The following is a 13,810-nucleotide window of genomic DNA, read 5'->3' on the forward strand; positions in this document are numbered from 1 at the left end:
CATTCCCTTGGTTGCGGTCGTCACCTCTCCCGTGCTATCGGGCACGTCGCACTTCAATGAAACGTCTACCCCAAATCACGGGCCGAGGCACCCCCTCATGAAGCCCCGTCCACTTCTCCGTCTCGGACTGCGCGAGGCCCTTCTGCTCCTCTTCGTGGCGCTGTGCCTGTCCGCGGGGCTGAACGCCGTGCGTCCGGACAACATTCCCTGGACCGAGCACTGGACCGACAAGAAGCTGCGCGAACTCGGGGACAAGGGAGTGGACGCGGCCCGGGCCAAGACGCTGTGGGCCGCGAAAAGCGCCCTCTTCGTCGACGCGCGCGACGCGGAGAGCTTCGCGCAGGGACACATCCCGGACGCCGAAAGCCTGCCCTACGACCCCTTCGACCCGACGGCCGAGCAGCGCATCCTGGCCCTGCCCAAGGACCGCTGGCTGGTCCTCTACTGCTCGTCCGCGAGCTGCCCGCTGTCCAAGCAGATGGCCGAGGCCCTGACCTTCAACGGCTACGACAAGGTGCTGGTCCTGGCAGGCGGCTACGACGCCTGGGTCAAGGAAGGCGGGCCGGTCGCGGGCAACGGGGGGAAGAAAAAATGACGCCGCGCGCGCTCCTGCGCATCGCCCTCGGCCTCGTCTTCATCGTGGCCAGCCTGGACAAGGCCCTGAATCCCCAGGCCTTCGCCTCCATCGTCTACGACTACCAGCTCGTCCCCGATCTGCTGGTCAATCCTCTGGCCCTGCTCCTGCCGTGGGTCGAGCTGCTCGCGGGCCTGTGCCTGGTCTTCGACATGCTCACGCTCGGCGCGTCCTTCCTCGCCTTCGGCCTGATGACGGTCTTCCTGGGGGCTCTTGGAATTAACGCCGCGCGCGGCCTGAGCGTGGCCTGCGGCTGCTTCTCCACCAAGACGGGCGGCGGAGGCGACAACCTCTGGTACCTGCTGCGCGACACGGGCCTGTTCGTGCTCTCGGCCCTGGTGCTGCGCCTGGAGTGGGCCCGCGCCCGCTCCAACATCCGCCTCTCCTGATCGCGCCCGGCTCCGGGCACTCTCTCCGATTCTTCGCTTTTTTCAGAGCCAGACGCTCGCGGCCATGGCCGCGGCGGGCAGCAGCGCGGCCAGCCATTCGGCCGCGCGGACCCGGCGCGCGGGCCGCCAGGCGGCGGGATCGTCGAGCCCCCGCGCGGCCACGGCCAGGGCCTGGGTCCAGGTGGCGCGCGAAAGGACCCTGACCAGTGCCAGGGGCACGAGCACGGCGCGCTCGCGCCAGGGACAGCCCGGCCAGCGCAGGGTGAGGGCGCGGGAGAGGTCGGCGGCCGACTGCAGGGCCAGGGGAATGAAGTGGAGCATCAGGGCCACGGCCAGGGCCGCCTCGAAGGAGCGCCTGCCGAGCACGGGCCGCAGATACCAGGCCAGGGCCACGCCGAGGCTGCGGGCCGAGGCCGCGAGCGCCAGGGCGAGGCCGAGGGCCAGCAGGACGCCGAGGCGAAGGCCCATCTCCCCGCCCGCCAGGAGCGCCGCATCGGGCGGGTGTCCGGCGAGCAGATCGAGCCCGGCCTTGATCGCGGCCCAGGGGAGGACGAAGAGGAGATAGCCGAGCCAGAGCCTGCGCCCGGGGCCTGTGAGCCCGCCGAGCGCGTGACAGGCGAGGAGCATGGCCGCGCCCAGGACGCAGAGCCCGGGAACGGGCAGCCGCCACATGAAAAGCCCCACCGCCACGGCGAAGAGAATCTTCGGCCGCGCGTCCAGGCGCAGCAGCGCCGCGCCCATCGGTCCGCGCGGCATGGGAGCCGCAAGGGCGAAGCCGCCCATCTATCCTTTTCCCACCTTCGGGGCTTCTCCCCCCTTCGGGCCCTCTCCCGCGTCCTGCTGCGCGTCCCAGGGCCGCACGCCGAGCCCTGCCTGCCAAGCGCAGGGAGGGCGCACGCCGAGGCCACGCAGGCGCGGGAAGACCTCCTCGGCCGTGCCGAAGGCGGCCTGCCGCCCGTCCGCGAGCACCAGCCAGCAGTCCGCGAGGTCCGCCAGGGGCTCGAGGTCGTGCACGGCAACCACCTGGGTCAGACCGGCCGCTCGCCCGGACGCCAGCAGCGCGCGCATCTCGCGCGCGCCGGGGTAGTCGAGCCCGGCAAAGGGCTCGTCGAGCAGCAGCAGGCGGGGCTTGCGCAACAGCGCCGCGGCCAGGCAGAGCTTGCGCTTCTGGCCGAAGGAAAGGGTCTGCACCGGGACATCGGGCGCGGCAAGCCCCAGGCGCGCGGCCAGGGCCAGGGCCTCCTCGCGGCGCGAGGCATCGAGGCCGAGCAGAAGGTCCTCCTCCACGGTCGAGCCGATGATGGCGAGGTCCGCCTCCTGGAAGACCATGGCCGAAGCCCTGCGCACGCCCGCGGACTCGCGCGCCGCGTCCAGCCCGGCGACGAGGAGGCTGCCCGCGCCCGGCTGCAGGATTCCCCCGAGCAGCGCCAGCAGCGTGGACTTGCCCGCGCCGTTGGCCCCGGCCAGGCCGAGGATGTCCCCCTCGCGAAGGCGCAGGGTCACGTCGCAAAGCCCCTTCCGCCCGCCCGCGTAGGCATAGCCGAGGCCTTCGGCCTCGACCGCGAATCGTCCGGACGGCGTCCCGGCCGCCATCACACGGCCTGCCCGGGCAGCAGCCCGCGGCGATGCATGAAGCGCCAGACCGCCACGGCCAGGACCAGCTTGACCAGATCCTGCAGGATGAAGGGAACGAAGCCGACGAGCAGGGCCTTTCCAATATCCGCGCCGAGCACGCGCATGAGGTTCAGCACGCCCAGGGCATAGATCACCGCGAGGCCCGCGAGGCCCGCGACGATGCCGCGCAGCCAGCCCGGACGGCCGCGCGCGGCCAGGCCGATCAGGGGCGCGGCCAGGAGATAGCCCGCAAGGTAGCCGCCCGTGGGGCCGAAGAGCACGGCCAGGCCGGACTTTCCGCCCGCGAACACGGGCAGCCCCACGAGCCCGCTGCCCACGAAGACGCACAGCGCCGCGAAGGCGTGGCGCGGACCGAGCACGAGGCCCGTGAGCAGGACGAAGAAGGGCTGCATGGTGAAGGGCACCGGGCCGAGGGGCAGGGAGAGGAAGGAGCCGACCGCGATGAGTGCGGCCATGAGGGCGGTCCAGACCAGCCGGTGCAGGGCGAAAAGGGTCGTCTCAGGCCTGTCGGGAATCTCTGGCATGGGAGCATCACCTCGGGAAGGCCGCGGCGCGGGCCGGAGAACCCGGCGCGCGGGGCCCGTCACACCGGCTCGTATCCCAGGGAGCGCAGGGCCGCAACCGCCCCGTCGGCAGGGCTGCCCGCGGTGGTCAGGTAGTTGCCGACCATGAGCCCGTCCGCGCCCGCGTCCAGCACCGCGCCGAGATCCTGGCCGAAGACCGTCTCCCGGCCGCCGCACACGCGCAGCACGGCCCGGGGCAGGATCATGCGCAAAAGGGCCACGATGGCCGAGGCCTCCAGGGGCGGGAGCGTCGGCCGCCCGGCGAGCCGGGTACCCGGGATGGGGGTGAGGAAGTTCACCGGCACGGAGCGCACGCCGAGCGAGGCCAGCAGGAGCCCAATCTCGGCGCGGTCCTCCCAGGACTCGCCCAGGCCGAAGAGTCCGCCGCAGCAGACCTCCATGTCCTGGGCCAGGGCGGCGCGGACCAGGGCCACGTCCTCTTCGTAGGCGTGGCTCGAGCAGATGTTGGGAAAGAAGGAGGCCGAGGTCTCCAGGTTGTGGTGCAGCCGCCGCATGCCCGCGCGGCGGAGCGCCTCGAGCTGCTCCGCCTCCAAAAGCCCCACGGAGACGTCCGCGTCCAGCCCCAGGTCGTGCACGCGGGTCACGGCCTCGACCAGCTCGGCGAATTCCCGGGGCGTGGGGCCGAGCCCGCTGGCCACGATGCCGAAGCGCCGCACGCCGGCTGCCTTGGCCTTGGCCGCCGCCTCGCACACGGCGTCGGCGCCGATGAAGGGGTAGACCGGCGCCTCCGTCTGGTGGCGCGCCGACTGGGCGCAGAAGGCGCAGTCCTCGGAACAGCGTCCGCTCTTGGCGTTGACGATGGCGCACAGCGAGACGCGTCGGCCGCGATGGCGATCCCGCACCTCGCGGGCCAGGGCCAGAAGGCGCCTGGGCTCGTCCCTGGCCGCCCGGACCAGGCGCGGCACGGCGTCCCGGCCGGGCGTTTCCCCGGCCAGGGCTCTATGATAGATCTTGTCGAGTCGCATGGATTTTCCTCAGGGAACCTGAAGTAGCCACTTTCCGGAATTGAGGCAAGGAGATAGGCATGTTTTCGGAGCAGACCGCCGCCCCTGGCGAAAACGGCGGCAGCCAGGGCGAGACGCTGCTGCAGGCCACGGACCACGACCGCGAGAACGTGCTCGGCCGCACGCTCGACTGGCCGGCCATGCCCGCGCCCTACAAGTCTTACGCGGCCGACGTCCCCACGGTTCCCCTGCCCCGCCCGGCCTCCTGGCCCGAGGCGGCCTGCGGCGAAATCTTCTGCGGCGCGGAGGCTGCCCCGAGCCGACCCGACGCGGCAACGGTCTCCACCCTGCTGCAGCTCGCCTGCGGCATCACGGCCTCGGTGCGCCGCGCCCTGGACGAATACCACCTGCGCGCCGACGCCTCGGCCGGGGCCCTCTACCCCTGCGAGCTCTATCTCGCCGCACGCGGCACGGCAGGACTGCCTGACGGGCTCTTCGCCTTCGCGCCCGAACGCCACGCCCTGCGCCTGCTGCGGCCGGGCGAAGTCCTGGCCGGGCAGGGACTTCGCGCCTGGCTCACGGTGATCCCGTTCCGCAACGCCTGGAAATACCGCTCCCGGGCGCTGCGCTACCTCTTTCTCGACAGCGGCCACGTGCTCGAGAACCTGTGCGGCGCGGCGCGCAGCCTGGGGCTTGCCTGCAGCGTGACGCGGCCCGCAGATCCCCCGGCCGTGGCCGACCTGCTCTGCGTCGATCCCGCGCGCGAACACTGCGTTGCGGAGATCGCCCTGGGCAGCGGCTGCCCCACCCTGGCTGAGTCCCTGCCCGCGCCGGGCTCGCCCCATCTGCCCCGGGCGAGCGCCGTCTCGCCGCGCGAGAAGGCCTACGAACTCGTGCACCAGGCGCTCGATCTGCCAGGCATGAATCCGGCGGACGCGGCAGCCCCCGGCGAGACGGCAACGCCAATCCGTTCCATTCCCGCTCTCTCCCTTCCCTTCGCCCAGGCGGTCCTCAAGCGGCGCAGCCGCCGCGCCTACACCCTCTCGCAGCTTCCGGCAGGCGCGCTCGCGGCCCTGACCGAGGCACTCTGCGGACCGGCTGGCCCGGACTGCGGCCTTGGCCTGCGGCTCCTGGTGCAGAACTGCCCCGATCGCCCCGACGGCGTCTGGCTGCTGGACCGGAGCCAGGGAGATACCCGCGGCGAACTCACCCGCCTCTCCGGGGAGAACGAGGACGCCCCGCACGCGCGCCTCGCCTCGGCCGCGCTCGGACAGGCCTGGATGGCCAAGGCCGGGGTGCTGGTCTGCTTCAGCGCCGACGTGCCCGCGGCCGAACGAACCTTCGGCCCGGGCGCGCTGCCGCAGCTGCTCCTGCAGGCCGGGCGCCTGGGGCAGCGCGTGTATCTCGCGGCGGAGGCCCTGGGAGTCGGGGCCTGCGGGGTGGGCGCGTTCTACGACCAGGAGGCAGCCGCGGCCCTCGGCCTCGATGCCGCCCAGGGCCAGGGAGAAAGGCTCCTCTACGTCGTGGCCTTCGGCCCCACGGCCGGTCACTGAGGCTTGCGTCCGACGAAGGCGGCCACGAAGCGCGGCGGATTCTCCCGGCGTCCCTCGAAGCCCGCGATGGGCTCGAAGTCCGCGAACAGGGTGCGCAGCTCGCCCTCGCGCAGCAGGAAGTCGGGGTTGGAGGGTTTGGTGGCGATCTCGAGATGGCGCCGGGTGAAGGTCTCGTAGACGATGATCCCGCCGGGCCTGAGCGCCGCCTTGATGGCCGGGATCAGGGGACGGTGCAGGTACTTGACCACCACGACGGCGGAATAGGCGTTCGCGGGCAGGACTGCCCCGGGCGCGCCCGATTCCAGGTCCGCGCGGCGCAACCGGACCGTCACCCCGGCCTCGCGCGCCCGGCCCGCGGCCACGGCCAGGGCCTCGTCCGACACGTCCACGCCCTCCACCTCGAAGCCGAGCTCGGCCAGGAAGACGGCGTTGCGCCCGCCGCCGCAGGCCAGGTCCAGGACCGGCCCGAGCACAGGATTTTGCGCCAGCAGCCCGACGTGCTCGCAGACGATCTCGGAAGGCTTGTCCACATACGTCTTCACGCGTTCCTCCGTCCCCGCCCATCTTGCCGACGCCTGCCGAATCGCCCGCCGAATCGCTTGGCGGTGAGCCCCTGGTTCATGCTACACCACTCCCATCACGGATCGCCACCCCAAACACGCACGCCCAGCCCAAGGAGCCGCCATGCGCAGTCTTCCGCCCCGTCTTCCCGTCCTCGCCTCCCTGCTCTGCGCCCTGCTCGCGCTCGTCGCCGGTCCCGGTACGGCGCGCGAGGCGCGGGCCGAGGAGACCTCCACCATCGTTCAGATCACGCTGCACCCGAACGCGGCCGTCTTGGAGGAACGCGTTCAGGCACCCGTGCAGAGCACCGCGCAGGGCCCGGCCGTGACCTTCTCCTTGCCCCGCGGGGCAGAACTCCAAGGGCTCAAGGTGGCGTCCCTGACGCCTGGGCTGGCCGTGACCGGCGTCACCTGGCAGGAGGCGCCGGGCGCCGACACGCCCCGCGTGACCGAGCTGCGGCGTCGCCTCGCACAGGCGGTGGCTGCGCGCGACGCGGCCAAGGCCGAGGCCGGAGCCCTTGCCGCCCAGGCCGACTTCTGGCGCGAGCTGCGCACGCAGGCCGCATCCGGCACCACGCCCGAAGGCGCGGCGAGGCTCGCCGCGGCCGTGGGCACGAACCTCGGTCCCCTGCTCGAACGCCTCTACGCCGCGCAGGCCGGACTCGAGGAGAAGGAGAAGGCGGTCAAGGCGGCCAGGGATGCGCTCGACGACGCCACCGGGAAAGAGCGGTCGGTCTGGCAGGTCCGCGTCGGCCTCTCGGGCGATGCGCAGAAGGCCGAGCTGGCCCTGGCCTATGCCGTGTCCGGCTGCGGCTGGAGTCCCGCCTATCGCCTGAACGCCCTGCCCGGCGCAAACGCCGTGGAGATCTCCTTCGAGGCCGTGGTGCGCCAGTCCACGGGCCGCACCTGGAACGCCCCCCTGCGCCTGGCCACGGTGCCGCCCCTGGTCCGGCTCGATCCGCCCGCCCTGCGCCCCTGGATCATCGCCCCGTGGCAGGAGCCCACGCCCAGACCCATGGCCGCACAGCGGGCCTTCAAGGCCGCCAACGCCGACACGGCCGCGGAGATGGCCGCGCCCGCCCCTGCGCCGCGTGAGGACTACGGCGCCTTTGCCGCCTACGACCTCGGCAGGCGCGTGGTCGAGCCCGGCGAGCCCGTGCGCCTGCCCGTGCGCGCGGAAAAGGCCAAGGCCGAGTTCGTGCACCTGCTGCGTCCCTCCGAGGGGCCGGAGTCCTACCTCAAGGCTGCGCTGACGCTCGAAGGCACCGCCCGCCTGCCCGAGGGCCCGGCCCTCTTCCAGGTGGACGGGGCCATGGTCGGAGAGGGAAACTTCGCCGTCCAGGGCAGCACGGCGGACGTCTTCTTCGGCACCGATCCCCTGGTGCGCTGCACCGCGACGCTGGAAAACAAGGGATCGGGCGAGTCCGGAATCTTCAAGAAGTCCCAGACCTACGTCTGGAAATGGCACCTCGTGGCGGAGAACAAACGCGACGCGCCGGTGCGCGCCGTGCTCGAGGAGCCCCTGCCCGTGGCGCGCGACGCACGCATAGAGCTCACGACCACGGCCGCGCCCGAGCCCACGCGGCGCGAGAAGGGCACGGTCGTATGGGAGCTGACGCTCCCGGCCAAGGGCACCTCCGCCGTGGACTGGCAGGTCTCGCTCAGCGCCCCGCCGGAGATGCGCCTCGACCTGGGCGGACGCTAGGTTTCGTCCGCGTCGCCCCGCGTTCCCGGGCTGTCTCCCGGCACGCTTTTCGCAGCCCATGCCTCGCCGGGGTCCGGGCGGTAATTGCTGCCGCCCGGACCCGCGCGGCGGCCACGGGACGTGGACGGAGCACGGGCGGATTCAGGATGCATCATAGACGAATCGTGGACGGAGCATGAGCCTGGAAGAGTGGGACGAATCCCTCGAGGACATCGACTACGCCGAGCTGACCCTGCGCGAGGCCGCGCGTGCCAAGGCACTGTCCGTCCTGCGCGCCAAGTGCTTCGGGGCTCTGGCCTCGCTCGGCGCAGGCGCGGGCGCCATGGAGGCATGGTACGCGGGGGCCGGGGCCAGGACGGCCTTCTACGACATCCTGACCGGCATGGTCGCGGTTCTCCTGGCCGGGTTCCTGGGCGGGCTCTTCGGCTCGCTGCTGCACGGCTTCCTGACCTGGCTCGGCCGGGGTGATCTCGAGGAGCAGGAGGACATCAACGATGCCGTGCTCATGGCCGGGACTGCGGGCGGATTCCTCGGCCTGCTCCTCGCCCTCCTTCTCTGGAACCTGCCCGACAGCCGTGCCCTGGTGGCCGCTGGCGCCGCGCTCGGCGCGTTCCTCGGCGCGCTGCCCGGCGAGACCGTGGGCATCATGCTGCGCATGATCATCGTGCACGAGCACATGGAACGCCAGGCCGCCCGCGAGGAGCGCCGGGTTCCGGCCGCGGCCGAGGCCTCCGGCCGGGACGGCTAGGAGCGGGTTCGCGCGGGCCGGCGAAGGCTGCGCCCTGCGGGTAGCACTTTACAGGAAAACGTGCCGGGCGTAGGTGTCTCTCAGACTGCCTTGAAAGGAGAGCCTGATGTGCACCAAATGCGGTTGCGGGCCCAAGAAGGAGTCCCGCTTCGAGAAGTTTCAGCATGAACACGGGCATGCGCACGATCATGACCACGATCACGGCCATGCGCACGGCCACGACCACGAGCACGTCCACAGCCATGCGCACGACCACGACGGCCATGTGCATGACCACGAGCATGCCCACCATCACGACCACTCCCACGACGACCACCACCATCACCACGACCATCTGCACGAGCACGGAGAGCACCACCATCACCACCACGAGGACGACTAGGCGGCGCGCTCTCCGAACCGGCAGGCGAGAGACGGCTCGGCCGGAAAATGAAAAAAGCGCGGACTTTCGTCCGCGCTTTTTTTGAAGGAACCAGGCACCCGGCAACAACCACTACCGCTGCTCCCTTTCGGGCCTGACGGGGTTCATGGCGCAACCGCCGCCTGGCTCCCTCGGAAATTTCCGCCTAAGCGTTCCGGGGACGGTCTTCATACGATCCGCCACCGGCCTTGTCAATGCCGCGTGCGTCCCGGCCGCCCGCGGCGCCCCCCGTCCTTCACTAGAACACGATGGTCTTGTTGCCGCTGACGATGACCCGGTCCTCCAGGTGCCAGGTCACGGCCCGGGCCAGGACCTGCCGCTCCAGGTCGCGGCCGACCTTGCCCAGCGCCTCCACGCTGTGGCGATGCCCCACGCGGATCACGTCCTGCTCGATGATCGGCCCGCAGTCCAGGTCCTCGGTCACGTAGTGGGCCGTGGCCCCGATGATCTTCACGCCCCGCTCGTAGGCCTGGCGGTACGGATCCGCGCCCATGAACGCGGGCAGGAAGGAGTGGTGGATGTTGATGATCCGATTCTCGAAGCGGGAGACGAAGTCCGGGGAGAGTATCTGCATGTAGCGCGCGAGCACTATCAGGTCCGCATCGGCGCACAGTTCGACCATGCGCGCCTCGGCCTCGGCCTTGGTCTCCTTGGTGACCGGCACGTAATGGTACGGGATGCCGAAGCGCTCCACGCTCTCGCGGTGGTCCGGATGGTTGGAGACGACCATGGCGACCTGCCCGGGCAGGTCGCCCCGCGCGAAGCGCCACAGAAGCTCCATGAGGCAGTGGTCCGAGCCGGAGACGAACACGGCCACGCGCTTCACGTCCGCCGCGTAGTCTATCTCCCAGTCCATGTCGTACGGCGTGCCGAGCACGTTGCCGAAGGCCTGCTCCAGGGCGGGCCGGGCCACGTCCAGATGCGGGGTCTGGAACTCCAGGCGCAGGTAGAGGGTGCCGCCCAGGGCCTTGGTGGCGTGCTGGTCCAGGGCCGTGATGTTCACGTTGTGCGAATAGAGAAAGCTGGTGATGGCAGCGATGATGCCGGGCCTGTCCGGACAGGTCACGCGCAGGCGGGCGATGGTCGAAGCGTCCATGAAGGCCTCCGGTCGCGGGATGAAAAAAGGGGCCGCAGCGTTCGGCTGCGGCCCCTGGTCTTGCTATGGCGGAGAGGGAGAGATTTGAACTCTCGACACCCGTTAAGGTGTACACGATTTCCAATCGTGCGCCTTCGGCCGCTCGGCCACCTCTCCGTGAAAACGGAGCCACTGGATAAACTACAACATCACCTTTGGCAAGCGCGGGATGCGCCTTTGCGCGATTTTTTTCCGCGACCGCCCCTTTGCGCGGGCATCCATGGGAGGGTCACTCGGGCAGGAGGTAGTCCGCATCGTCCGTGGACGGGCGGGGAGCGCCCTGCTCGCGCGGCAGGAACACGGCCAGGACAAGGCCCGGCTGCAGCCCGTGCACGCGGGCGGGCATGGCGGGCTTCCAGGCATGGAGCATGCCGCAGAGCACCACCAGGGTCCTGTCCGGGCGCGGCGCCTCGGCCGCCGTCCGGCCCGGCGCCCGGGCGTCGTCGGGCACGCCGGTGAGATAGCGCACGCCATAGTAGGCCATGGCCGTGTCCCAGACCACCTGGGCCTCGCAGAAGTGCTCGAAGCTCCCTCCGCCGTGTCCCTCGTGTCCGTGGGCCTCGTACATGCGCTTCAGGAAATCCTTGTACCCGGGGTCGATCACGCAGGCCACGGGCGGCAGTCCGGCGGCCTGGGCGGGCGTGAGCGAGGAGAAGCCCTTCTCCGCCACCTGCCGCGCGATCTCGCTGGGCACGTTCAGTCCGCGCATGGGAATCTTGTTGTCGCGGCAGAAGACGAAGATGGGCCGGTAGAGCTCCCAGGGCTCGCCCCAGTCGCGGGCGAAGGTCCGGCGCATGGCGTCCTCCCCCAGGGAACCGGCCACCCAGGCGTCGAGCGCGGTCTGGTCGGTGTGGGGGATCATCTCGAGCCCCACGGCGAGGGGGCGGCCGGTGGCGGCCAGCGCCTTGATGACCGCGAGCTGTCCGGCGTGGTCGGCGCGGGAATCATGGCGCTCGCCCAGAAAGACGACGTCCGCGTCGCGCAGGCCGAGCGCGGCCTCGTTCAGGGGAAGCTCGCGCCCGGAGGAGAGGTCGAGGACGGTGTCCGTGGCCGTGTCCGCCCCGTGTCCGCCGCAAGCGGCGAGGAATGCGGCTCCGAGCAGCGCCGCCAGGAGCAGCGCCGCGCGCATGATATTCCCCGCCTTCCCTGCCCTCACTGCGCCTCCGAGAGGGCCACGGAGAGCGAGGAGGAGGACGGCTCGAAGGTGCCCTTGAGTTCGTTCACGCCGTCCTTGAAGGCCAGATAGCTGTACTTGCCGTAGTGCGGAATCTTGCGCACCGCGTCCAGCAGGGCCTGCGGCGAGGCTCCCGCGGCCGGAAAAAAGCCCGCGGTGAAGCTGCCGTCGCGCGCGGGCGAGGGCAGGACCGTGAAGAGCGTGTCGGCGCCGCTGTTCGCGCCCGTGCCGGAGGTCACGCCGTTCATGCTGAAGGAGCCGGGGGAGAGCTTGAGCCCCGCGGGCAGCGAGCCCAGGCGCGCGCGCCAGGCGGCGGTCTCGGGATAGCCGCAGAAGAGCACGCTCTCTCCCCTGCCCACGTACGCGTCGGTCCGCTCCTCGCGCACCGGCACGTCGCCCCGGCGGCCGAGCGCCGTGAGCAGCGAGCCGCAGGCGTCGCGCCACTGCGAGGCGAAGGAGCGGCTGAGGACCACGACCAGCCGCCCTGCCCCGCGCACGCTGTTCACCGTGGGCGGCACCTCCTCGGGCGGGAGCAGCCTGAAGACGTCCGCGTCCGGGTCCACAGTCAGCCGCTTGGGCTGGCCCTGCACCTCCAGGGCGAAATTCTCGTGCTCGTCGTCCATGTCCACGGTCCGGCTCTCTGTCTTCTCCTGGCCGCCTGCCGTCGCCTGCACGCTCACGGGCAGCTCCAGGCTGTAGACCGGATTGCCCTGGGATATCTCTCCCTTCACCGTGTACTCGCCGTTCCTGCGGTGTACGCTCGGCCTGCCGAGCGTGAGGATGGGCGCGCCCGCGCGGTCGATCCACTGCGCGAAGAAGGTGCGGCTGTCCGCGTCGTTCCAGCCGGAGACGCGCTCGAAGGTCTCGCGGAAGTCGTCCCAGGTCACCGCCTTGAACATCCTCTCCCGGGCCAGCGTGCGCAGGCCTTTCCAGAAAGCCGCGTCGCCGATGTGGCGGCGGATCATGTGAAAGACGAACATGCCCTTGCCGTAGCCGATGACCTGGGAGGCGGGCGAATTGCGCGAACCGAAGGCCGAGAGGGGGAAGTCGCGCTCTCCGGCCGCCAGGCTCGCGTAGTCGCGCAGCACGCCCAGGCGGTAGTCGCGCGCGTCAGAGGGGGATTTGCGCTCGCGCGTCAGGTAGTCGGCCACGTAGGTGGCAAGCCCCTCGCTCCAGTTGCCCTCCTCCGGATCCACGAGCACGCCGTTGCCCCACCAGCAATGCGCGATCTCGTGCATCAGGCTCGTGTCCAGGATGAAGGGCAGGCGCAGGATGGAGCCGCCGAGCACCGTGTAGGAGGGGAAGCCGTAGCCGGTGGGGAAGAAGTTCTCCACCACGGCGAACTTCTCGAAGGGATAGGGGCCGAAGAGCTCGCGGTAGAAGTCGATGTCCCGGGCCGCGGTCTCGAGATAGCTGTTCATGAGGTCGCGGTCGCCCGAGGTGAAATAGGCGTAGACGTCCGTGTCCCCGCTGCGCGTGCGGCCGACCACGTAGCGCCCGGCGCACAGGGCCAGCCCCTCCACGGGCTTGTCGGCCTGCCAGGTGGAGATGCTGTCCTCCCCCTGGTCCTCGTGCCCCACGAGCCGCCCCTGTGTCACGGCGTACATGCCGCGCGGGGCGCGCACCGTGATGCGGAAGGCGCGCCTGTCGGCCTCGATCTCGGGATACCAGCCGCAGCCGGGCAGGAGGAAGGCACCCTTGTCCGTGATCGCGCCCTCGACACCCTGGCCGGGATTGTCCACGGACAGGGGCCGCGTGTCGAAGGCGTCGTTGAACACCGCGGAATAGGTCACCGCGACGGTGATGCGGCCGGTGCGGCGCTCGGGCGGCAGGTGCAGGTAGAGCATGTCCCCGTCCTGCACGAAGCGGGTCGCGCGGCCGTCGAGCGTGAGGCTCGAGACCTGCGCGTCGCCGGAGAGCGCGAGGAACAGGGACGATTCGTCCGTGATCTCCAGGCGCAGGGTGTCCACCGCCTCCAGGCGATGACCGGCCGGAAACAGGCGAACGGAAAGATCGTGGTCCGCGGAGACGACGTCCGCGGCCGCGGGCCGGGAGCAGCAGAAGACAAGGAGTGCCAGGCACAGGACCCGGCCGGAGATGGGCAAGCGCATCGTTTTCGATCCCGCACGGCTGTCGCTGCCGCGCACTTTGGACCACTATTGTACCCCAAATAGCGGGGAATGCAACGGGCTTGAGGATTTTCGACCCTTAGGCCGGGCGGCCGCAGGTTCCCCCTGCCCCGGCACAGCGCCGAGGCGTGGGCGGCGTTATCCGAAAAGCGGAACTCCCGCAAGAGGCTGCTTTCCGGCGCCAGGCAACGGTTCGCGG

Annotated in this window: 14 protein-coding genes, 1 tRNA gene and 1 other RNA gene; 6 read left to right on the forward strand and 10 right to left on the reverse strand. The window is 70.9% G+C overall.

What is annotated here, in order from left to right; all coding sequences use genetic code 11:
* Positions 1 to 97: 97 nt before the first annotated feature.
* Both DSX2_RS14790 and DSX2_RS14795 read left to right on the forward strand, forming a co-directional pair.
* Positions 98 to 595 (forward strand): rhodanese-like domain-containing protein, encoded by a 498-nt coding sequence (locus tag DSX2_RS14790; RefSeq protein WP_020881805.1) that lies wholly within the window; start codon positions 98 to 100, stop codon positions 593 to 595.
* Positions 592 to 1,023 carry a MauE/DoxX family redox-associated membrane protein gene (locus tag DSX2_RS14795; RefSeq protein ID WP_020881806.1) on the forward strand — a complete coding sequence of 144 codons (432 nt, stop codon included), beginning with the start codon at positions 592 to 594 and terminating at the stop codon, positions 1,021 to 1,023. Before DSX2_RS14790 ends, DSX2_RS14795 begins: the two co-directional genes overlap by 4 nt.
* A 42-nt stretch (positions 1,024 to 1,065) precedes the next feature.
* Here DSX2_RS14795 and DSX2_RS14800 read toward each other — a convergent pair whose 3' ends face one another.
* Genes DSX2_RS14800 through bioB form a run of 4 tightly spaced genes read right to left on the reverse strand, consistent with a single transcriptional unit; the run spans position 1,066 to position 4,207 of the window.
* Positions 1,066 to 1,806: a hypothetical protein gene (locus DSX2_RS14800; protein WP_020881807.1), complete on the reverse strand. Its 741-nt coding sequence runs from the start codon at positions 1,804 to 1,806 to the stop codon at positions 1,066 to 1,068.
* Positions 1,807 to 2,616 carry an energy-coupling factor ABC transporter ATP-binding protein gene (locus tag DSX2_RS14805; protein WP_020881808.1) on the reverse strand — a complete coding sequence of 270 codons (810 nt, stop codon included), beginning with the start codon at positions 2,614 to 2,616 and terminating at the stop codon, positions 1,807 to 1,809.
* Positions 2,616 to 3,182 (reverse strand): biotin transporter BioY, encoded by a 567-nt coding sequence (locus tag DSX2_RS14810; RefSeq protein WP_020881809.1) that lies wholly within the window; start codon positions 3,180 to 3,182, stop codon positions 2,616 to 2,618. Before DSX2_RS14810 ends, DSX2_RS14805 begins: the two co-directional genes overlap by 1 nt.
* Positions 3,183 to 3,241: 59 nt before the next feature.
* On the reverse strand, positions 3,242 to 4,207 hold the full coding sequence (gene bioB, locus DSX2_RS14815; protein WP_020881810.1) for a biotin synthase BioB: 966 nt from the start codon (positions 4,205 to 4,207) through the stop codon (positions 3,242 to 3,244).
* Between the two features lie 59 nt (positions 4,208 to 4,266).
* Here bioB and DSX2_RS14820 point away from each other — a divergent pair, with 59 nt between their 5' ends.
* The gene (locus DSX2_RS14820) at positions 4,267 to 5,739 is read left to right on the forward strand and encodes a SagB family peptide dehydrogenase (RefSeq protein ID WP_020881811.1); all 1,473 of its coding nucleotides are present in this window, start codon (positions 4,267 to 4,269) and stop codon (positions 5,737 to 5,739) included.
* On the opposite strand, the gene DSX2_RS14825 is transcribed toward DSX2_RS14820, so the two are convergent.
* Complete coding sequence (locus DSX2_RS14825; protein ID WP_020881812.1) at positions 5,733 to 6,281, reverse strand: bifunctional 2-polyprenyl-6-hydroxyphenol methylase/3-demethylubiquinol 3-O-methyltransferase UbiG; 549 nt, start codon at positions 6,279 to 6,281, stop codon at positions 5,733 to 5,735. The genes DSX2_RS14820 and DSX2_RS14825 overlap by 7 nt on opposite strands.
* Positions 6,282 to 6,423: 142 nt before the next feature.
* Between DSX2_RS14825 and DSX2_RS14830 the strand changes: the two genes are divergently transcribed.
* From DSX2_RS14830 to DSX2_RS14840, 3 genes are all read left to right on the forward strand, one after another.
* Entirely contained in the window at positions 6,424 to 8,004 is a 1,581-nt protein-coding gene (locus DSX2_RS14830) for a DUF4139 domain-containing protein (RefSeq protein ID WP_020881813.1), read from the forward strand.
* Positions 8,005 to 8,179: 175 nt separating this feature from the next.
* Complete coding sequence (locus tag DSX2_RS14835) at positions 8,180 to 8,752, forward strand: hypothetical protein (protein WP_020881814.1); 573 nt, start codon at positions 8,180 to 8,182, stop codon at positions 8,750 to 8,752.
* Positions 8,753 to 8,916: 164 nt separating this feature from the next.
* Positions 8,917 to 9,219: a hypothetical protein gene (locus DSX2_RS14840; protein WP_052014807.1), complete on the forward strand. Its 303-nt coding sequence runs from the start codon at positions 8,917 to 8,919 to the stop codon at positions 9,217 to 9,219.
* On the opposite strand, the gene ffs is transcribed toward DSX2_RS14840, so the two are convergent.
* The 5 genes from ffs to DSX2_RS14860 all read right to left on the reverse strand — a co-directional run bounded on the left by ffs (position 9,213) and on the right by DSX2_RS14860 (position 13,593).
* Positions 9,213 to 9,308: signal recognition particle sRNA small type (gene ffs / locus DSX2_RS18100), an RNA gene on the reverse strand. The genes DSX2_RS14840 and ffs overlap by 7 nt on opposite strands.
* A gap of 103 nt (positions 9,309 to 9,411) precedes the next feature.
* Positions 9,412 to 10,269 (reverse strand): formyltetrahydrofolate deformylase, encoded by an 858-nt coding sequence (gene purU, locus DSX2_RS14845; RefSeq protein WP_020881816.1) that lies wholly within the window; start codon positions 10,267 to 10,269, stop codon positions 9,412 to 9,414.
* A gap of 66 nt (positions 10,270 to 10,335) precedes the next feature.
* A tRNA-Ser gene (locus DSX2_RS14850) sits at positions 10,336 to 10,425 on the reverse strand.
* Positions 10,426 to 10,537: 112 nt separating this feature from the next.
* A complete protein-coding gene (locus DSX2_RS14855) occupies positions 10,538 to 11,437 on the reverse strand; it encodes a ChaN family lipoprotein (RefSeq protein ID WP_020881817.1) in 900 nt (299 codons plus the stop codon).
* A 23-nt stretch (positions 11,438 to 11,460) separates the two neighbouring features.
* Positions 11,461 to 13,593: a M1 family metallopeptidase gene (locus DSX2_RS14860; RefSeq protein WP_020881818.1), complete on the reverse strand. Its 2,133-nt coding sequence runs from the start codon at positions 13,591 to 13,593 to the stop codon at positions 11,461 to 11,463.
* Between the last annotated feature and the right edge of the window lie 217 nt (positions 13,594 to 13,810).

Origin of the sequence: Desulfovibrio sp. X2, from assembly GCF_000422205.1 — a bacterium.
Lineage (GTDB): Bacteria > Desulfobacterota > Desulfovibrionia > Desulfovibrionales > Desulfovibrionaceae > Alkalidesulfovibrio.